The organism is Sphingomonas sp. (assembly GCF_036731925.1).
GTDB lineage: Bacteria > Pseudomonadota > Alphaproteobacteria > Sphingomonadales > Sphingomonadaceae > Sphingomonas.
This window is the reverse complement of record NZ_DAINDJ010000001.1, coordinates 1,101,819-1,119,527: the sequence shown is the minus strand read 5'-3', so window position 1 is coordinate 1,119,527 and position 17,709 is coordinate 1,101,819. Positions and strand designations below refer to the sequence as shown.

Genomic DNA, 17,709 nt, shown 5'->3' with positions numbered 1-17,709 from the left:
CCTAGCCGGCGATCCGGCGGGCGGAGACAATCTTCACCGGCACCTCGGGCACTTCGCCCTTGAAGCTTCCCATCAGCGTCTTGGTCGGCGACGTCGGCGCATCGAAGATCTTGAGCAGCACCTCCTCCCCCTCGACCACGCGGCCGAACGCGGCATAGCCCAGATTGTCCCCGGGCTTGCTCGGATCGGCATCGAAGGACGGCTGATCGCCCACCATGATGGTGAATTCGCCGCGCGCAGTCCCCGGCGCAAGTCGCGGGAGCGAGAGCGTGCCGTCCAGATGCTTGATGCCGGTCTCGCTCGTCGCCTCATGCTTGATCGGCGGGAACATCCTGGCCGGCGCGTTCTGCACGCCGAACTGGACAAAGCCGAAATGGTCCGCCGGCTTCACCGTGCGGTAGAACACCACCTGGTCCAGCCGCCGTGCATCGACATAGCGCAGGAAATTGCGCGCGGAGACCGGCGCCTTGTCGAGATACACCTCCACCACCATCCGGCCGACACTCGTCTCGATCGCAACGCGCGGATTGGCGGCGGGTGAAGCGGGCGCGGATGCGGTCTGCGCCGCAGCGGGCAGTGACAGCGCCAGCATCATCACCCAAGCCAACATTCTCGCCACCATCGCCTGTCTCCGCTTCTTCCGGCGGAAGATGCGAAGCCGCGATCCTCTTGGCAAGCAACCATTGGCAGCAGGCTTGCGGTGCTATTGTTTCGCCTCGGAAATCAGCCTAGGGTCAGGACAGCGGTCGGGGGACCGCGCGGGAGGGGAAATTCACGTGATCGGACCGCGTTTCCTGCGTCTGGCGGCTGCCGGAGCGCTGGTGTTTTCGGCACAGGCGCACGCGCAGGCCGACGGGGCATGCGAACTCCATGTGTGGCCGGCGACGGCACCGATGAACCTGTATCTCGGCTTCGGGCACGGCGGCATCATCGACGGCAGCACCAAGGGGCGCGACGGGTATCCTGCAGCACCGGACAATCCGCTGTCTGCCGAGCGCCAGGCCGAGCTGCTGTCCGAAGCCGGGTTGCCCGAGCTGCTGAAACTGCCGGGCTATCGCGTAACGCTGCACCCTCAGCCGCTCGACAGCCGCACGATCCGCACGACGCGCGGCCGCATCGCGGAAAGCACCGCACCCTGCTATGCCGAACTGATCGTTGACGATCTGATCCTGAACCAGAACACGATCAGCGGCGGCAACGGCCTGCGCGGATCGTTCCGTTTCCGCACGTTCGGCACCGATCCGGCGCCGACCCGCGCCTTCGGCAGCTGGACATTGGTCAAGCTGACGGCGTTCCCCCCCAAGCCGGCGGAAGACCCCGGCAAGGGCATTGCCGAGGTCGTCCAGGCCTTTCGAACCAGCCTCATCCAGTTCGCCGAGGCGGTGAACAAGCCGCCGCGCACCAAACGCTGAACACCAGGTTCTGAGCGCCGGCGGAATCCGCATTTGAACGCGTACCAACAGGGGAAGACAAACATGTCGAAGAAGGGAATGCTGGCCGCCGCGGTGGCAGCCAGCCTGTGGATCGGCACGGGCACCGCCGCGGCACAGACGGCACCGTGCGAACTGCACGTGTGGCCCGCGGAGCGCATGGTTTCGATGACCAGCGGGCTTCTGGGCGGCGGCCTCCTCGATGCGGCGCTTCACGGCGCGAAGGACGCCCGCAACAAGGCCCAGCTGGCAAGCGCGCTGGACAGCCCCACCCAGCTGGATTCGCTGCAGGCGCTGGATCTGAAGACGCTGCTGTCGCTGCCCGCCGACACGCAGATCATACGCCATGAGCAGCCGCTCGAGCGCCACAGCATGAACAAGGTGAAGACGCGCCGCTCCGATTCGAAGGCTGCTTGCTATGCGGAGCTGATCGTCGCGGACGTGTTCTATCAGAAGGCGGCGATCTACGGCCGCTCGCTCCGGACGCTGTTCATGGTCCGCGACTTCGGCAACGACGACAAGATCGATTTCGAATACAAGGCGTGGGGCGGCAACGGCCTCAAGCTGTTCCCGCCCAAGGAAGGCGAGGATGCGATCGCCGCGCTCGACGAGCTGGGCGTCGTATTCAAGAAGAACTTCGAGGAATTCGCCAACAACGAGCGCAAGGCGGTAGCCGCTCGCGGCAAGGTCGCCGCGAAGTAAGTCGGGCGGGTCCCGGCGGCCGAAGCCGCCGGGCCCCCTCCCCTCAGGCCAGCGCCTTCTTCAGCAGCTCGTTGACGACGGCGGGGTTGGCCTTGCCGGCCATCGCCTTCATCGTCTGGCCGACGAAGAAGCCGAACAGCGCCTCCTTGCCGGCGCGATACTGTTCCAGCTGATTCGGGTTCTTGGCCAGGATCTCGGCGATCACGGCTTCGATCGCGCCGGTGTCGCTGGTCTGCTTCATGCCGCGCTCTTCGACGATCTTGCCCGGCGCATCGCCAGTCTCGAGCATGATCTCGAACACCTGCTTGCCCAGCGTGTTGGAGATCGTCCCGTCGGCCACCAGCGCGAGCAGCTCGGCACCCTGTTCGGGGCTGACCGGGCTCTCGTCGATTCCCTTGCCGAGGCGGTTGAGCGCGCCGTACAGGTCCGACAGCAGCCAGTTGGCCGCCGCGCGCGCGACTTCCTGCTCGCCCTTCTTCTGGATCCGCGCGCTCTCGGCGAGCAGCGCCTCGAACCAGCGCGCCGTCTCCGCCTCGGCCGTGAGCACCGCGGCGTTATAGGCGGTCAGGCCCAGCGATTCCTCGTAGCGGCGGCGCTTGGCGTCAGGCAGCTCGGGCAGGCTGGCGCGGCATTCCTCGAGAAAGGCGTCATCCAGCTCCAGCGGCAGCAGGTCGGGATCGGGGAAATAGCGGTAATCCTGCGCATCTTCCTTCGAGCGCATCGACCGGGTCTCGCCCTTGTCCGGATCGAACAGGCGCGTTTCCTGGACGACACGGCCACCGCTCTCCAGCACCTCGACCTGGCGGCGCGCCTCATATTCGATCGCCTGCATCACGAAGCGAACCGAGTTGACGTTCTTGGTCTCCGTCCGCGTGCCCAGCGGGTCGCCCGGCTTGCGGACGCTGACGTTCACGTCGGCGCGCATCGAGCCCTGGTCCATGTTGCCGTCGCAGCTGCCGACATAGCGCAGGATCGACCGCAGCTTGGCGAGATAGGCCCCGGCCTCGGCCGGCGAGGTCATGTCGGGCTTCGACACGATCTCCATCAGCGCGACGCCCGCGCGGTTGAGGTCGACATAGGAACGGGTCGGGTGCTGGTCGTGCATCAGCTTGCCGGCGTCCTGCTCGACATGGATGCGCTCGACGCCGATCGCCTTCACCTCGGCCTCGGGATCCTTCTCGTCCAGGCTGATCGTGATCTGCCCCTCGCCCACCAGCGGGTGGTAGAGCTGGCTGATCTGATAGCCCTGGGGGTTGTCGGCGTAGAAATAGTTCTTGCGGTCGAAGCGCGACCATTTGTTGATCACGGCGCCGATCGCCATGCCGCTGCGCACCGCCTGGCGGATGCACTCGCCATTGAGCACCGGCAGCATGCCGGGCATCGCGGCGTCGACAAGGCTGACCTGGCTGTTCGGCTCGGCCCCGAATGCCGTGGCCGCGCCGGAGAACAGCTTGGCCTGCGACGTGATCTGCGCATGGACTTCGAGGCCGATCACGACCTCCCATTCGCCGGTGTCGCCCTGGATTCGGTAGCTCGATGCAGTCTTGGTCGCCATGTGCTCTTCACAAGGTAATGGGAATATGCGTGGTCCCGCCTATCGCGCGTCGCGGCGTTCAGGTCCAGCGGGCAATTACGCCGCGGCCAAGGTGGCATTCGGCGACGGTGCAAGGGCGGGACGAACAGTGCCGCGCGGGAGTTTGTTCGGCATTGCACAACGAAGCACGATCCACTACCCCGACCGAGAATATACAGATTCTGGCATACTGAATATCGGGGGTAGCAACATGTCGCCGCAAGACACCATCGGCGCCGGACGTTTCGCTGGGCTGAAGATCGCCGTGTTGCTTCCTTGTTACAATGAAGAAGTCGCGATTGGCAGGACTGTCGCCGCGTTCCGCGCGGCACTGCCCGAAGCGACGGTTTACGTATACGACAACAACAGCCGCGACCGGACCTGCGAAGTCGCGGCCGAAGCCGGGGCCGTGGTGCGCACCGAACGCATGCAAGGCAAGGGCAATGTCGTCCGCCGCATGTTCGCGGACGTCGAGGCGGATGTTTATGTCCTGTCCGACGGCGACCTGACCTATGATGCGGACGCGGCGCCGCAGCTGGTGGAACGCCTGATCGAAGAGCAGCTGGACATGGTGGTCGGCGCGCGCAAGTCCGAAGTCGAGCTTGCCTATCGCCGCGGACACCGGTTCGGCAACGCGATGCTCACCGGCATGCTGGCGCAGCTGTTCGGCCGCAGCTTCACCGACATCCTCTCGGGCTACCGGGTCTTCTCGCGACGCTTCGTGAAGAGCTTCCCGGTGCTGTCGGCCGGTTTCGAGATCGAGACGGAGATCAGCATCCACGCGCTCGAACTGCGCATGCCGGTATCCGAAATCATGACCCATTATGCCGCCCGGCCGGAGGGCTCGACCTCGAAGCTCTCCACCTACCGCGACGGCTGGCGGATCCTGCGGACGATCGTCAACCTGTTCCGCATCGAGCGGCCGGTGCTGTTTTTCGGCATCCTTGGCGGCATCGCGATGCTGCTGGCGCTGGTGCTGGCGATCCCCCTTGCCATCACCTACGCCCAGACCGGGCTGGTGCCACGCCTGCCCACGGCGGTTCTGGTCACCGGCCTGGCGATCGTGGGCCTCCTGAACATCTTCACGGGGCTGATCCTCGACACGGTGGTCCGGGGCCGGCGCGAGGTGCGCCGCCTGGCCTATCTCGGGGTGCCTGCACCGCGCGCCTGAGAGGGCGCCGCGGCACGGCCGCACTTCGTCCGCCGCAAATCCGGGTCACGACAAGCGACGTCCTCGCAAATAGGTGAAGTGGCACTTCGGACAAGGAGCGCCGGCAAAGGGGAAGAACAGCTTGAAACTGCCATCGCTGGTCGATTTTCGATCCCCGCGCGTTCTCCCGGCAGTGATCCTGCTGATAGGATTTGTCGAGCGCGTCATTTTCCTGGCGCTGCAGGGCGTGCAACACGCGCTGGGAGAGGCCGAGAACGTTGCCCTGTCCGTAGCGCGCGACGGAAGCATCGCAGATGTTTTCGCGCGCGGTAGCGGCCTGACCGCGCACGTGAACCCGGTACTCCCATCGCTCGCCGGCTCTGTTTATCGCGTGTTCGGCGTTCAGAGCGCGTTGTCCGAATGGATTCTGGCGCTGCTCTCCATTTCGACCGTGCTGGCCGCGGGCGCGGTGTTTTGCCGCGCGGCCGGCGTTGCCGGCATCCCTCGCCCCGCACGATTGGGAGCGCTGGCCATCTTCGCGCTGCTGCCCATATCGCCCGATCTGGAGACAATCTCGTTCAGGGTTTGGGAAGGCGGCTTGGCCAGTCTGCTCGGCGCAACCGTTCTCCTGCTGGCCTTGCGCGCGGATAAGGCTGCAGCGCTTCGCTACAGCCACATCCTCGTCCTGTCGCTGACCGCAGCCTTCCTCTTCTTCATCAATCCGGCGCTGGGCCTGGCAGCCTATGGCGTCGTTGGCCTGTTGCTGTTGCGCAGAGCGCATCCGCGCACCTGGATCGGACACGGCGCCATCGTGGTTGCCGTCCTGGCGGCGGTGCTCACACCTTGGACGATCCGCAACTACGAAGTCTTTGGTCGCATCATGCCGCTACGCGGGAATTTCGGGCTGGAGCTGGCAGTCGGCAACCATCCAGCGGCCATGCACCCTGGTCAGCGGGAAGCGTTCGTCGAGCGCCTGCAAACCATTCACCCGCTCGAAAACCAGGCGGCGTTCGATCGGATGCAGGCAATGGGCGGCGAGATCCCGTACGCGCAGGCGATGGGCGAAGAGGCAAAAGCCTGGATCCACGCGCATCCCGGCGATTTTGCACAATTGTGCGTTCGCCATGCCGCGCAATATTACTTCCCGCCGCGCTGGCAGTGGAACATCTACACTGGCCAGATCAGCAAGAGCGTCCTGGTGCGCCAGCCCTTGCTATGGACGATAAGCGCCCTCGGGTTGATCGGCGCCTTTGCAGCGCTGTTCGCATGGCGGACGCGGATGCTCTATCTGGCCACCCTGGCGGTGGTGCCGGTACTTCCGTACATCATCACCCAGCCAGTTCCACGCTATCGCTATATCGTGCTGCTGCCGCTGCTCTTCCTCGGCGCGGATTTCGCCTATCGCCTGCTCCGCAGGCTGCGCCCCGATCGTTCTGCGCTGAGCTGAAAGCCAGCCAAGGGGCGGTGGCCGAACCACCGCCCCTCGATCCTCTGCTTACCACCAGGCCTTGGGGCGCGCCGTGAACCCGGCGCGCTGCTCGATCGCAAGGCCGGCGTTGAGCACGCCCTGCTCGTCGAACGGCTTGCCGATGATCTGCAGGCCCAGCGGCAGCCCCGCGGAATCCAGCCCGCCCGGCACGCTCATCGCCGGCACGCCGGCAAGGCTCGCCGGCACGGTGAACACGTCGTTCAGGTACATCGCCAGCGGATCGACCTTCTCGCCCAGCCCGAACGCCGCGCTCGGCGCGGTGGGCGTGAGCAGCAGGTCGCACTGGCTCCAGGCATTGTCGAAGTCGCGGGCGATGAGCGCGCGCACCTTCTGCGCCTGGGTGTAATAGGCGTCGTAAAAGCCTGCCGAGAGCACATAGGTGCCGATCAGGATGCGGCGCTTCACCTCGTCGCCGAAACCGGCAGCGCGGGTGGCGGCGTACATGTCCTGCAGGTTCTGGCCCTCGGCCAGCTCGCGCAGGCCGTAGCGCACGCCGTCATAGCGGGCGAGGTTCGAGGAGGCTTCGGCCGGCGCGATGATGTAATAGGCCGGCAGCGCATATTTGGTGTGCGGCAGGCTCACCTCGACGATCTCGGCCCCCGCATCCTTCAGCCACGCGATGCCCTGCTGCCACAGCGCCTCGATCGCGGCGGGCGTGCCGTCCATCCGGTACTCGGCAGGAATGCCGACGCGCTTGCCGCGCAGATCGGCGGAAAGGCCCGCCTCCCACTGCGGGACCGGCATGTCGAGCGAGGTCGAATCCTTCGGGTCGAAACCCGTCATCGCCTCGAGCAGGATTGCACAGTCGCGCACGTCGCGCGCCATCGGCCCCGCCTGATCGAGCGACGAGGCGAACGCCACCACGCCCCAGCGCGAGCAGCGGCCATAGGTCGGCTTGATACCGGAAATGCCGGTGAACGCCGCCGGCTGGCGGATCGAGCCGCCGGTGTCGGTGCCGGTCGCCGCCGGGCAGAGCCGCGCGGCGATCGCTGCCGAACTGCCGCCCGAGGAGCCGCCCGGCGCGAGCGGCGTGGTGTCGCTCTCCCCGCGCCGCCAGGGCGAGATCACGTTGCCGAAATAGCTGGTCTCGTTCGACGAGCCCATCGCGAACTGGTCGAGATTGAGCTTGCCGAGCATGCCCGCGCCGGCTTCCCACAGCTTGTGCGAGACGGTGGACTCATACTCCGGCTTGAAGCCTTCCAGCATATGGCTGGCAGCCGTGGTCTGCACGCCCTTGGTGGCGAACAGGTCCTTCATGCCGATCGGCACGCCGGCCAGCGGCTTGAGCGTCTCGCCCGCGGCGCGTGCCTTGTCGGCAGCGTCGGCGGCGGCGAGGGCATGCTCGGGGGTCTTGACGATGAAGGCATTGAGCGCGTCGGCACCGGCCACGGCGGTGTTGAACGCCTCTGCCACTTCGCGGGCGGAAAATTCGCCGTCGCGCACGCCGTTGCGGATGGCGGCGACGCCCAGATCGGTCAGCGTGCTCATTCCACCACCTTCGGAACCGTAAAGAAGCCATGTTCGCCCTGCGGCGCATTCGCCAGCACCGCGTCGCGCTGGTTGCCATCCGTGATCACGTCTGGCCGCAGGCGCAGCGCGTTGGGCATCACGGCAGTCATCGGCGCGACATCGTGCGTGTCGACTTCGCCGAGCTGTTCGATCCAGCCCAGGATGTTGTTGAGTTCGGGCGCGAGGCGCTCGGCGTCGGCGTCACTGATCGCGATGCGCGCCAGGTTCGCCACTTTCTTCACGGTTGCGGTGTCTACGGACATGGTTCTGCGCCTAACAGCGGAGCCCCGCCCCTTCAAGCGCCCGCATCGTGCATCGGCACTTGCGGTTGCATCCTTCGCACGCAACACTGGCCGGAACGCGATTGCGTCGCCGCCCGTTCATGCTGCATTGCACAATGGAGAGGCCGATTGGCCCGAAAGTTTCTTTATGCGGTTGCGATCCTGATCATGCTGGGCGTTGCATCCCTGTTCGCCTATCGGCTCTACGGCATCCAGCTGATGCGCCAGTTCATGGTGCCCGCTGGGGAGGCCACCGATCTGCCGCCCGTCTCACCGCGCGATTACGCCAGGGCGGAAATGTGGCTCGCGCGACCGGACAAGCCGGGCAATCCGGCGCTGTGGACACCGGCCGGGCAGACGGCAGCGGCCGCACCCCGCGCCGCGCTCTTCTTCATCCATCCCACCTCGTTCCTCGACACCAAGCAGTGGAACGCGCCGCTGGACAACCCCGACGCCAATGCCCGGGCGGAGCTGTTCCTGCGCGGCCAGGCCAGCGCGTTCAACGCCAGCGCCGCGATCTGGGCGCCGCGCTACCGCCAGGCGACCTTCGGCGCGTTCCTGACCAGCAAGGCGCAGGCGCAGAAGGCACTGGATCTCGCCTATCGCGACGTCGCAGCCGCCTTCGAGGCGTTCCTGCAGGAGGCAGGTGACCGGCCGATCATCCTCGCCGGGCACAGCCAGGGCGCGCTGCATCTCTCCCGGCTGCTGGCCGAGCGAGTCGCGGGCACGCCCGTGGCCGCCCGCGTGGTCGCGGCTTATGTGGTCGGCTGGCCGGTATCCCTCACCGCGGACCTGCCCAGGATGGGGCTGCCCGGCTGCACGGGGCCGGACGAGGCCGGCTGCATCCTGTCCTGGCAGAGCTTCGCCGAGCCTGCCGATCCGGCGCTGATCCTCGACACCTTCGATGCGACCACCGGCTTCACCGGGCAGCCGCGCGCCGGCACGAAAATGCTCTGCACCAACCCGATCACCGGCAAGCCGAACGATTCGGCCCCGGCGAGCGCCAACCTTGGCGCGCTGATCCCGGACGCGAATCTGCAGTCCGCCCATCTCGCGCCCGGCCGCGTGCCGGCACGCTGCACCGGACGCGGCATTCTCACGATCGGCTCCGCCCCGCCGGAGTTCGGCCAATATGTGCTGCCGGGGAACAATTACCACGTGTTCGACTACAGCCTGTTCTGGGCCAATGTCCGTGCGGATGCGGGGCGCCGCCTCGCAACGTTCGAGCGGCGCCCGGGCTGAACCTCAGGCGGGAACCGGCGCGCGCACCCGGCCCGCGGCGATCGCCGCCCGCGCCAGGCTGTCGGCGGCGACATGCGGCGGCACGCCCTGCGCTTCGGCATGGTCGAGCACGGCGGCGAGGCGCTTGCCCGTTGCTTCCACCCGAAGCGCCACGTCTTCCGGCGCCCAGCCGAGATACTCGCCCGCGACATTGATGATCCCGCCGGCGTTCACGACATAGTCCGGCGCATAGAGGATGCCGCGCCGCGCCAGCCGCTCGCCATCGGCCGGAGTCGCCAGCTGGTTGTTGGCCGCACCGCAGACGAGCGCGGCGCGCAGCACCTCCACCGTGTCGGCATGGAACACGCCGCCCAGCGCGCAGGGGGCGAAGATGTCTGCCGGTGCCGACAGGATGTGCGCCGTCGACGCGACTTCCGCGCCGGTCTCCACCGCCACCCGCGCGACCCGGCTCGAATCGACATCGGCGACGATCAGCCGCGCCCCCGCCCCGTGCAGCAGATGCGCCAATGCCTCGCCGACATGGCCGACACCCTGGATGGCGACGGTGCATTCGCCGAGCGTGCGCCCCAGCCGACGGCGGGCGGCATGCTCCATCGCCACGAACACGCCGAGCGCGGTGTGCGGCGACGGGTCCCCGCCCGGCCGCCCGGCGCGCTGGGTGAGGCCGGCGACGTGGCGCGTCTCGCCCGCCACGACTTCCATGTCGGCGACACTGGTGCCGACATCCTCGGCGGTCACATAGCGCCCGTCCAGCCGCGCGACCGCCCGGCCGAAGGCGCGGAACAGCGCCGTCCGGTCGAAATCGCCCTGCGGCCGCCGCAGCACCGCCTTGGCGCCGCCCAGCGGCAGCCCGGCCATCGCGTTCTTGTAGCTCATGCCCTCGGCCAGCCGCACCGCGTCGGCGAAGGCGGCCTCGCCATCGGCATATTGCCAGAAGCGGCAACCGCCGGCGCCGGGCCCGAGCACCGTGGAATGGATCGCGATCACGCCGTCCAGCCCCGCTGCCGCGTCCTTCAGCACGACGACTTCGTCGACCAGGCTATTGCCCTCCACTTGCAGCACCATCTCGAACACTCCCTGATTTTGATGGGGATCAATCTGACAGGGGCGCACGGGTGATGCTTGCCTGAATCGGGAGCCGCACATGCGATTGCAGGTGAATTCATCCCGGCTTTGACATATGCGCGGTCAAGATGACCGATCTCGACCCATATGAGCGCAAGATTCTCCACGAACTGCAGCGCGACGCCAGCCTGACCACCGCCGAACTCGCGGAGCGGATCGGCCTGTCGCCTTCGCCCTGCTGGCGCCGGGTGGACCGGCTGGAGCGCGAGGGTGTGATCCGCAAGCGCGTGGCATTGATCGACCGGCGCAAGGTGGGGCTCAACGCCCATGTCTTTGCCCAGGTGAAGCTGAACGCGCATGGCCGCGCCAATCTCGACGAGTTCAGCGCCGCCATCCGCGGCTTTCCCGAGGTGCTCGACGCCTATGTGCTGATGGGCACCATGGATTTCATGCTGCGGATCGTCGCCGAGGACATCGATGCCTATGAGCGCTTCTTCTTCGACAAGCTCAGCAAATTGCCCGGGGTCCAGGAAATCAATTCGATCGTGGCGCTGTCCGAGATCAAGTCGACCACCGAATTGCCGATCTGACCCTCGCGCACCGCGCAGGACCCGCGTATAGCCCGCGCGTGATTACCACCGTTCCCAGCGAATTTCGCGCCGTCCTGCCCGAAGGCGGGCGCCTGATCGGTCTCGATGTCGGCACCAAGACCATCGGCACCGCGCTTTGCGATGCCGGCTGGAGCTTTGCCAGCCCTGCCGAACTGATCCGCCGCACCAAGTTCAGCAAGGACAAGGCGCAACTGGTCGCGCTGATCGCCGCCCAGCAGGTGCGTGGCATGGTGATCGGCCTGCCGCTCAACCTGGACGGCACCGACAGCCCCCGCACCCAGTCCACGCGCGCCTTCGCCCGCAACTGCGAGGACATGGGGCTTCCGATCCTGATGTGGGACGAACGCTGGTCCACCGTCGCGGTGGAGCGCACGCTGATCGAACAGGATGCCAGCCGCGCCAAGCGCGCCGAACTGATCGACAAGATGGCCGCCGCCTATATTCTGCAAGGCGCCGTTGATGCACTTGTGAATAGCTAAAAAATGAAGCGGACGTGACGTTCCGTTTACCCGGATTCGCTACTCATTACGGGGCGAAGAGGGGGACTCGGAAATGCTTTCGGTCAACACCAATGCGGCTGCCGCACAGGCGGTACGGGCACTGAATGATGCGACCGCCGAGGTCGCGCTGCATCAACAGCGCATCGCCACTGGTCGCAAGGTCAACGGCACGAAGGACGACAGCGCCACCTACATCATCGCCCAGTCGCTGCGCGGCGATGTCGGTGTGCGGAGCGCGATCAGCCAGAACATGGCGAGAGCAAGCTCGGTGATGGACGTTGCCGCCAGCGGTGCGGAGCGGATCAGCGATCTGGTCAATCAGATCAAAGCCAAAGCCTATGGGCTGACCGGGACCAACGACGCGGGCGCCCGCCGGGCGATCTACGAGGACATCAACGGACTGGTCTCGCAGATCGACACCATTGCCAGATCGGCAGATTTCAACGGCACGAACATGCTTGCAGGCCGCAAGACGCCGCATTTCAGCACCCGGACCGAGACCACCATGGCCGGCAGCTACGTTCTCCCGATCTATCCGCCGATGCATGGCCTGCCGAACAACACCTGGCTGGCGCAACATTCCAATTCCGTCGGCACCACGCACACGCGCTTCGAGCTGGACACCTCGCTCCCCGCCGACGTCGCGACGCCCGCTCCCGCGTCGCTGGATCCCGAGACGGCGATGCAGCTTCAGCCCGCCTCCGTGCAACAGCCCAGCGCGACCTATACCTACAACCCGGGAGCGCAGGCTGGCCGGATCGACGTTGCGTTCGATGCATTCGGCGTCGGCGACACGATGGAAGTGATGCAGAACGGTGTTCGTATCGCCGCGACCGGACAGTCCTACACCCCCGGCGGCGGTGCGGTGGGCGCGGCGAGCGCGGTCAGTGGCAAGCAGGTCGTCAGCTTCGACTATGATCCTGCCAAGGGTGATTTGACCTTCAAGTTCAATGCGGGCGGTGCTCCGGCGGGCTCCGCCTGGGCGGTGACCGGCATGGCGCTCAGCCCTGTCGGCAGCCCGATCGTCCAGCCGACCGTCACAACCGTGCTCAACGGCTCGGACATTCGCTACGACACGTTCGATTATGACGTCACGACCAGCCTGACTGGCGACAGGAACACGATCCGCTCGCGCGACGTGACGGCCCGGGGCTTGGGACTTGCCGGGCTCGACGGTGCCGACGCGGGCACGATCGTCGATGCAGTCACCCGCGCGCAGGGCCAGATCCGGGAAGCGCTCAGCCATTTCGGCAGCAAGGCCCGCGCGCTGGACGGCGCAGCGTCGTTCAATTCCAAGCTCGGCGACGTGCTTGATGGTGCAATCGGCGAGCTGGTCGACGCCGATCTGGCGAAGGAAGCCGCCCAGCTCCAGGCCGCGCAGATCAAGCAGCAGCTCGCCGTGAAGGCGCTCGCGATAGCGAATGAGCAACCCAAGATCATCCTGTCGCTGTTCGACAAGGTCGCCTGATCCGGAGTCGCGGCCTTGCGCCGGACCCGCCCCCGCTCTAGGCGGCGGCTTTAATGCACACCTCCGATCATCGACCCGGTGCCCAGATACAGGGCAGCGCCGTTTTCCCGCACCGGCACCTCACCGGCATTTCGGGACTCCAGCCACACGAGATCATGTTCCTGCTCGACGAAGCGGAACAATGGGTCGAGGCCAATCGCACCCGCGCCAAGAGCGACAAGCGCCTCGAAGGGCTCACCCAGATCAACGCCTTCTTCGAGAACTCTACGCGCACGCTGCTGTCGTTCGAGATCGCGGGCAAGCGGCTGGGCGCGGACGTCGTCAACATGCACGCAGCCCAGAGCAGCGTGAAGAAGGGCGAGACGCTGATCGACACGGCCGTCACGCTCAACGCGATGCGCGCGGACGTGATCGTGATCCGCCACGCCAGCTCGGGCGCGGTGCGGCTGATCGCCGACAAGGTCGATTGCCCGGTGCTCAACGCCGGCGACGGCTGGCATGAACACCCCACCCAGGCCCTGCTGGACGCGCTCACCATTCGGAGACGTCGCGGATCGGTAGCAGGTCAACGGGTGGTGATCTGCGGCGACATCCTCCACAGCCGCGTCGCCCGCTCGAATATCCTCGCGCTCACCGCGCTGGCTGCCGAAGTGCGCGTGGTCGCGCCGTCGACGCTGATGCCGCCGGCGATGGACCGGATGTTCGTCACCCCCTTCACCGATTTCGATGCCGCGCTGGAAGGCGCCGACGTGGTGATGATGCTCCGCGTCCAGAACGAGCGCATGGCCGGCGGCTACATCCCTTCGACTCGCGAGTTCCACATGCGCTACGGCCTCACTCCCGAACGCCTCGCCCGGGCCAAGCCCGATGCGCTGGTGATGCATCCGGGTCCGATGAACCGGGGCGTCGAGATCGACTCGATCGTCGCCGACCATCCGGAGCGCAGCGCGATCACCGAGCAGGTGGAAATGGGCGTGGCGGTGCGCATGGCCTGCCTCGACGTGCTCACAAGGCGATCGCGCGGCGTGGAGGGCTGGGCATGAGCAGCATCTTCTTCCGCAATGCCAAGCTGGTCTGCCCCGAGACCGGCCTGTCCGACGGCGACCTGCTGGTCCAGGGCGATACCATCACGGCGGTCGGCCGGGTCGATGCGCCCGCCGATGCCCAGGTGGTCGACGTCGCCGGCAAGATGCTCGCGCCGGCGCTGATCGATCTCGGCGTGTTCGCGGTCGACAAGGGCGCCTGCCGCTTCGGCGGCATTGCCCGCGTCGGCCTCATGCCCGATCAATCGCCGGTGCTCGACGATCCGGGCATCGTCCGCCGTGCCGCCGTCTCGGGCAAGCCGCAGCTCTGGGTCCACCCGCTCGCCGCGGCGACGCAGGGCCTGAACGGCGAGGACCTGGCGGAGATCGCGATCAACGCCTCGGCCGGCGCCCGCGCCATTGCCACCGGGCGGCGCTGGATTGCGAACACCGGCACGATGCGCAAGGCGCTGCTCTATGCGCGCGACCTGAACCTGACGGTGGTCGCGCACGCCGAAGACGGCGGGCTGGCCGACGGCACCGTCGCCACCGCGGGAGAGACGGCCGCCCGTCTCGGCCTGCCGAGCGCGCCGTCGATCGCCGAGCCGCTCGCCATCGCCCGCGACCTGATGCTGGCGGAAGAAACCGGCGCGAAGCTCCACTTCCGACAGGTGACCACCGCAGCCGGCTTCGACCTGATCCGCGCCGCCAAGCGCCGCGGCGTGCAGGTCACCTGCGGCATCACGCCCGCGCATCTGCTGCTGTCGGACATCGCGATCAGCGATTTCCGCACCTTCGCCCGCCTCTCGCCGGCCTTGCGCGACGAAAGCGACCGGCAGGCGGCGCTGGCGGCAGTGGCGGACGGCACCATCGACGTGATCGCCTCCGGCCATGATCCGCGCGGCCCCGAGGCCAAGCGCCTGCCCTTCGCCGATGCCGAACCCGGTATGGCGGGTGCCGAGACGCTGCTCGCGCTGTCGCTTACGCTGGTGCGCGACGGCAAGCTGAGCCTCGACCGGCTGTTCGCGCTGCTCGCCGCCAATCCGGCGAAGATCCTCGGGCTGGAGAGCGGGGCGCTCAAGGCCGGCTTGCCGGCCGACCTGATCGTGCTCGACCCGGAAACGCCCTGGATCATCGACGCGCGCAAGATGAACGCGCGTGCCGGCAATACGCCGTTCGATCGCCTGCCCACCCAGGGCCGGGTGCTGCAGCTCTACAAGGGCGGTACGCTGGTCTGAGGGATCAGCGTGCGGCGATACCGACGCGGGTCGCGGGCTTGTACCAGCTCGCGACCGCGTCGCCCGCCGTCATGCGCACGAAGCAGTTGCCGCCGCCGGTCTTCACCGCCTTGCACAACGCATCGGCATCCGTGCGGGCGAACCCGCCCACGGACAGGCGATAGAGGCTGGCGGCGCCGCTCGGCACCGTCGCGCCTTGCGGCTTCAGGCGGCCCAGCGCGGATACCCGGCCACTGAGCTTCTGCCATGCGTCGCGCGCCACCCCGGCGTTGGCGAAGGCACCCAGCTGGACGACAAAGGGTCCCGCCGCGACGCGAACCGGCGCGGCCTTGGGCGGCTGCGGCTTCGGGAGCTTGGCAGCGGCGACCCGCACGGGCGCCGGCGTGAACACGGGCGTCGGCGCCGCTTCCGGCACCGGCATGGCCGCAGGCTCGGCAGACGGCTCAGGTTCCGGCTCCGGCGACGCGACCGGTGCGGGCACAGGCGCAGGCACAGGCGTCAGCGCCGCCAGGTTCGGCTGGCGTGCAAGGGCCAGCGCAACCGGCTGACCGCCGTCCTGCACGGGCTGTACGGCGAGCAGTGAAGCGACCTGGTCATAGGCATTGGCGGGGCGCGCGAAATTCGCCCATTGCAGCATGCGCGCGTTGAGCTGGTCGGGTGCGACATCCATCGCCGCCACGGCCTTGGCCTCGCCCCAGCGGCCGGCCAAAGCCAGCGCCAGCGCGAAGTTCTGCCGGGTACGCGCGGTCGCGTCCGGTGCACGCACCGCCGGCGCCAGGATCTCGACCGCGGCATTCGGATCGCCCGCCAGCGCCATGGCGAGCCCCAGGTCGGTCGCCGGAATGCGCGCCGCATGGGTCTGGAGCAACGCGCGGGCCCCGCCCCAGTCGCCGGTCCCGATGCTGGCGAGCGCTAGGCTCAGCGCCGCGCGGCCGTCTTCCGGGTTCAGCGCCAGCGCATCGCGAAGGGCCTGCCCCGCCGAGGTGAAGCGGCCGGCTAGCAGATAGGCCTGGCCCAGCAATGCGCGATACGCGCCGCGCTGGGGATCGTTCGCCACCGCCTGCTCGGCATGGGCAACGGCGGCCGCTGCCTTGCGCGCGGCAAGCGCCTTCTGCGCCGCGCGGGCCTCGTGCGCCGCCTTCTGCGCGTTGGGCGCTGCCGTTGCGAAGGCGGCGCCATGCACCACCACGCCGGTCGCCCCCGCACTGCCGAGCGCGAGGAGCACGGCGCCGATCGAGAGGAATGTACGCGACTTCATCTTTGCCATTGTCCTTCGATCGCGGCGACCCGGGATGCGAGCGGTTCCAGCTCGGCCATGTCGTCCAGCATCGTGTCGATTGCCTCGGTCACCAATTGCTGGGCCGATCGTCCGGTGATCGCCGCTGCCAGCCGCAGCCGCAGCCGGCGCTCCGCATCCAGCCGCAGGGTGAAGGCCGCCCGGTCCTTGGTCGCGCGCGCGGTGCGGGCGAGCCGCTCCGCCAGCGCATCGGAGGTCGCCGCAGCCTCCTCCCCGACCGAGGCGAGCACCGGCTTGCGCGCGCGCCCCTTGCGCACCAGCAGGCCTCCGGTCAGCGCGGCGACGGGGCTTGCAAGATCGTCGGCCGGCTTCACGGCACCACCCGGCGGCCAAAGCCGCCCGCCGGCCGCGCCGGGGCGAAGGCCGCGGCGGCCGCGGGCGCGGAGAACACCGTGCGGCGGAAATTCTTCTCCAGCCGGTCGGACACATAGGACCAGAGGTTCGCCACCTCGGCGGCGGACTTGCTGCCGGGATCGACCTCCATGACGGTGCGGCCGTCGATCATCGAGCCGGCGAAATCGGTGCGATGGTGCAGCATCATCGGCGCTACCGTACCGTGCTGCGAGAGCGCCAGCGCCGCCTCGGCGGTGATCCGCGCATTCGGCGTGGCGGCGTTGACGACGAAGAGGAGCGGCTTGTGGGCACGCTCGCACAAGTCGGCCGTCGCCCCCACCGCGCGGAGGTCGTGCGGGCTGGGCCGGGTGGGAATGACGATCAGCTCGGCAACCTGGATGACGGTGAAGATCGCGGGCGTGATCGCCGGCGGCGTGTCGATCACGACCAGCCGGAAGCCCTGCTGGCGCAGCGCCTCGATATCGGCGGCGAGCCGTGCGATCGTCGTCTGCGCGAGCGCGGGAAGTTCGGCCTCGCGCTCGCTCCACCAGTCGGTCAGCGAGCCCTGCGGATCGAGGTCGATCATCGCCACGGGGCCGGCGCCGCTCCGCTGCGCCTGCACCGCCAGATGGCCGGACAAGGTCGTCTTGCCCGATCCACCTTTTTGCGAAGCCAGCGCCAGGACGCGCATTCACCCTCTCGAAATCGACGGAAACTCGCGCAATGCTTGGCACAGGCGCGGATAAGATCGAGTTAACGGGCGCCCGATAAGCCGCTAAGCCACGGGCGCGTCACGCAA

At 67.7% G+C, this 17,709-nt stretch carries 18 protein-coding genes; 10 read left to right on the top strand and 8 right to left on the bottom strand.

The genetic code is table 11. The annotated features are described in order from the left end of the window. Window position 1: 1 nt before the first annotated feature. The gene (locus tag V7E00_RS05550; RefSeq protein WP_333571667.1) at window positions 2–610 is read right to left on the bottom strand and encodes a peptidylprolyl isomerase; all 609 of its coding nucleotides are present in this window, start codon (window positions 608–610) and stop codon (window positions 2–4) included. 166 nt (window positions 611–776) lie between these two features. Here V7E00_RS05550 and V7E00_RS05545 point away from each other — a divergent pair, with 166 nt between their 5' ends. Then, complete coding sequence (locus V7E00_RS05545) at window positions 777–1,412, top strand: hypothetical protein (protein ID WP_333571666.1); 636 nt, start codon at window positions 777–779, stop codon at window positions 1,410–1,412. A 63-nt stretch (window positions 1,413–1,475) separates the two neighbouring features. Continuing rightward, window positions 1,476–2,132 (top strand): hypothetical protein, encoded by a 657-nt coding sequence (locus V7E00_RS05540; protein ID WP_333571665.1) that lies wholly within the window; start codon window positions 1,476–1,478, stop codon window positions 2,130–2,132. 43 nt (window positions 2,133–2,175) lie between these two features. Here the strand turns inward: V7E00_RS05540 and gatB are convergent, their stop codons facing one another. Continuing rightward, window positions 2,176–3,687, bottom strand: coding sequence for an Asp-tRNA(Asn)/Glu-tRNA(Gln) amidotransferase subunit GatB (gene gatB, locus V7E00_RS05535; RefSeq protein ID WP_333571664.1), 1,512 nt, complete (start codon window positions 3,685–3,687; stop codon window positions 2,176–2,178). Window positions 3,688–3,916: 229 nt separating this feature from the next. On the opposite strand from gatB, the gene V7E00_RS05530 reads away from it, so the two are divergent. After that, window positions 3,917–4,876, top strand: a complete 960-nt coding sequence (locus V7E00_RS05530; RefSeq protein ID WP_333571663.1) for a glycosyltransferase family 2 protein — start codon at window positions 3,917–3,919, stop codon at window positions 4,874–4,876. A 121-nt stretch (window positions 4,877–4,997) separates the two neighbouring features. Beyond that, on the top strand, window positions 4,998–6,302 hold the full coding sequence (locus V7E00_RS05525; protein ID WP_333571662.1) for a hypothetical protein: 1,305 nt from the start codon (window positions 4,998–5,000) through the stop codon (window positions 6,300–6,302). A 48-nt stretch (window positions 6,303–6,350) separates the two neighbouring features. On the opposite strand, the gene gatA is transcribed toward V7E00_RS05525, so the two are convergent. Both gatA and gatC read right to left on the bottom strand, forming a co-directional pair. Next, a complete protein-coding gene (gene gatA, locus V7E00_RS05520) occupies window positions 6,351–7,832 on the bottom strand; it encodes an Asp-tRNA(Asn)/Glu-tRNA(Gln) amidotransferase subunit GatA (protein WP_333571661.1) in 1,482 nt (493 codons plus the stop codon). Next, window positions 7,829–8,116, bottom strand: coding sequence for an Asp-tRNA(Asn)/Glu-tRNA(Gln) amidotransferase subunit GatC (gene gatC / locus V7E00_RS05515; RefSeq protein ID WP_333571660.1), 288 nt, complete (start codon window positions 8,114–8,116; stop codon window positions 7,829–7,831). The genes gatA and gatC overlap by 4 nt, the downstream gene beginning before the upstream one ends. Before the next feature lie 147 nt (window positions 8,117–8,263). On the opposite strand from gatC, the gene V7E00_RS05510 reads away from it, so the two are divergent. After that, window positions 8,264–9,376: a DUF3089 domain-containing protein gene (locus V7E00_RS05510; protein WP_333571659.1), complete on the top strand. Its 1,113-nt coding sequence runs from the start codon at window positions 8,264–8,266 to the stop codon at window positions 9,374–9,376. 3 nt (window positions 9,377–9,379) lie between these two features. On the opposite strand, the gene V7E00_RS05505 is transcribed toward V7E00_RS05510, so the two are convergent. Continuing rightward, a complete protein-coding gene (locus tag V7E00_RS05505; protein ID WP_333571658.1) occupies window positions 9,380–10,441 on the bottom strand; it encodes a Glu/Leu/Phe/Val family dehydrogenase in 1,062 nt (353 codons plus the stop codon). A gap of 128 nt (window positions 10,442–10,569) precedes the next feature. On the opposite strand from V7E00_RS05505, the gene V7E00_RS05500 reads away from it, so the two are divergent. The 5 genes from V7E00_RS05500 to V7E00_RS05480 all read left to right on the top strand — a co-directional run bounded on the left by V7E00_RS05500 (window position 10,570) and on the right by V7E00_RS05480 (window position 15,280). Further along, window positions 10,570–11,031: an Lrp/AsnC family transcriptional regulator gene (locus tag V7E00_RS05500; RefSeq protein ID WP_333571657.1), complete on the top strand. Its 462-nt coding sequence runs from the start codon at window positions 10,570–10,572 to the stop codon at window positions 11,029–11,031. A gap of 38 nt (window positions 11,032–11,069) precedes the next feature. Then, window positions 11,070–11,531, top strand: a complete 462-nt coding sequence (gene ruvX / locus V7E00_RS05495) for a Holliday junction resolvase RuvX (RefSeq protein WP_333571656.1) — start codon at window positions 11,070–11,072, stop codon at window positions 11,529–11,531. A gap of 73 nt (window positions 11,532–11,604) precedes the next feature. Continuing rightward, window positions 11,605–13,020 carry a flagellin gene (locus tag V7E00_RS05490; RefSeq protein WP_333571655.1) on the top strand — a complete coding sequence of 472 codons (1,416 nt, stop codon included), beginning with the start codon at window positions 11,605–11,607 and terminating at the stop codon, window positions 13,018–13,020. 53 nt (window positions 13,021–13,073) lie between these two features. Next, window positions 13,074–14,063 (top strand): aspartate carbamoyltransferase catalytic subunit, encoded by a 990-nt coding sequence (locus V7E00_RS05485; RefSeq protein ID WP_093292956.1) that lies wholly within the window; start codon window positions 13,074–13,076, stop codon window positions 14,061–14,063. Next, window positions 14,060–15,280, top strand: a complete 1,221-nt coding sequence (locus V7E00_RS05480; RefSeq protein WP_333571654.1) for a dihydroorotase — start codon at window positions 14,060–14,062, stop codon at window positions 15,278–15,280. Before V7E00_RS05485 ends, V7E00_RS05480 begins: the two co-directional genes overlap by 4 nt. A 4-nt stretch (window positions 15,281–15,284) precedes the next feature. On the opposite strand, the gene V7E00_RS05475 is transcribed toward V7E00_RS05480, so the two are convergent. The 3 genes from V7E00_RS05475 to V7E00_RS05465 are packed head-to-tail and all read right to left on the bottom strand — an operon-like array spanning window position 15,285 to window position 17,601. After that, window positions 15,285–16,538 (bottom strand): SPOR domain-containing protein, encoded by a 1,254-nt coding sequence (locus V7E00_RS05475; RefSeq protein ID WP_333571653.1) that lies wholly within the window; start codon window positions 16,536–16,538, stop codon window positions 15,285–15,287. Beyond that, complete coding sequence (locus V7E00_RS05470; protein ID WP_333571652.1) at window positions 16,535–16,891, bottom strand: hypothetical protein; 357 nt, start codon at window positions 16,889–16,891, stop codon at window positions 16,535–16,537. The genes V7E00_RS05475 and V7E00_RS05470 overlap by 4 nt, the downstream gene beginning before the upstream one ends. After that, complete coding sequence (locus V7E00_RS05465; protein ID WP_333571651.1) at window positions 16,888–17,601, bottom strand: ParA family protein; 714 nt, start codon at window positions 17,599–17,601, stop codon at window positions 16,888–16,890. Before V7E00_RS05465 ends, V7E00_RS05470 begins: the two co-directional genes overlap by 4 nt. Window positions 17,602–17,709: the final 108 nt, after the last annotated feature.

Excerpts from the sequence above, each read along its gene's own strand:
- V7E00_RS05550 (WP_333571667.1), bottom strand. The coding sequence starts at position 610 with ATGTTGGCTTGGGTGATGATGCTGGCGCTGTCACTGCCCGCTGCGGCG.
- V7E00_RS05540 (WP_333571665.1), top strand. The coding sequence starts at position 1,476 with ATGTCGAAGAAGGGAATGCTGGCCGCCGCGGTGGCAGCCAGCCTGTGG.
- gatB (WP_333571664.1), bottom strand. The coding sequence starts at position 3,687 with ATGGCGACCAAGACTGCATCGAGCTACCGAATCCAGGGCGACACCGGC.
- V7E00_RS05530 (WP_333571663.1), top strand. The coding sequence starts at position 3,917 with ATGTCGCCGCAAGACACCATCGGCGCCGGACGTTTCGCTGGGCTGAAG.
- gatA (WP_333571661.1), bottom strand. The coding sequence starts at position 7,832 with ATGAGCACGCTGACCGATCTGGGCGTCGCCGCCATCCGCAACGGCGTG.
- gatC (WP_333571660.1), bottom strand. The coding sequence starts at position 8,116 with ATGTCCGTAGACACCGCAACCGTGAAGAAAGTGGCGAACCTGGCGCGC.
- V7E00_RS05505 (WP_333571658.1), bottom strand. The coding sequence starts at position 10,441 with ATGGTGCTGCAAGTGGAGGGCAATAGCCTGGTCGACGAAGTCGTCGTG.
- V7E00_RS05500 (WP_333571657.1), top strand. The coding sequence starts at position 10,570 with ATGACCGATCTCGACCCATATGAGCGCAAGATTCTCCACGAACTGCAG.
- V7E00_RS05490 (WP_333571655.1), top strand. The coding sequence starts at position 11,605 with ATGCTTTCGGTCAACACCAATGCGGCTGCCGCACAGGCGGTACGGGCA.
- V7E00_RS05485 (WP_093292956.1), top strand. The coding sequence starts at position 13,074 with ATGCACACCTCCGATCATCGACCCGGTGCCCAGATACAGGGCAGCGCC.
- V7E00_RS05480 (WP_333571654.1), top strand. The coding sequence starts at position 14,060 with ATGAGCAGCATCTTCTTCCGCAATGCCAAGCTGGTCTGCCCCGAGACC.
- V7E00_RS05475 (WP_333571653.1), bottom strand. The coding sequence starts at position 16,538 with ATGAAGTCGCGTACATTCCTCTCGATCGGCGCCGTGCTCCTCGCGCTC.
- V7E00_RS05465 (WP_333571651.1), bottom strand. The coding sequence starts at position 17,601 with ATGCGCGTCCTGGCGCTGGCTTCGCAAAAAGGTGGATCGGGCAAGACG.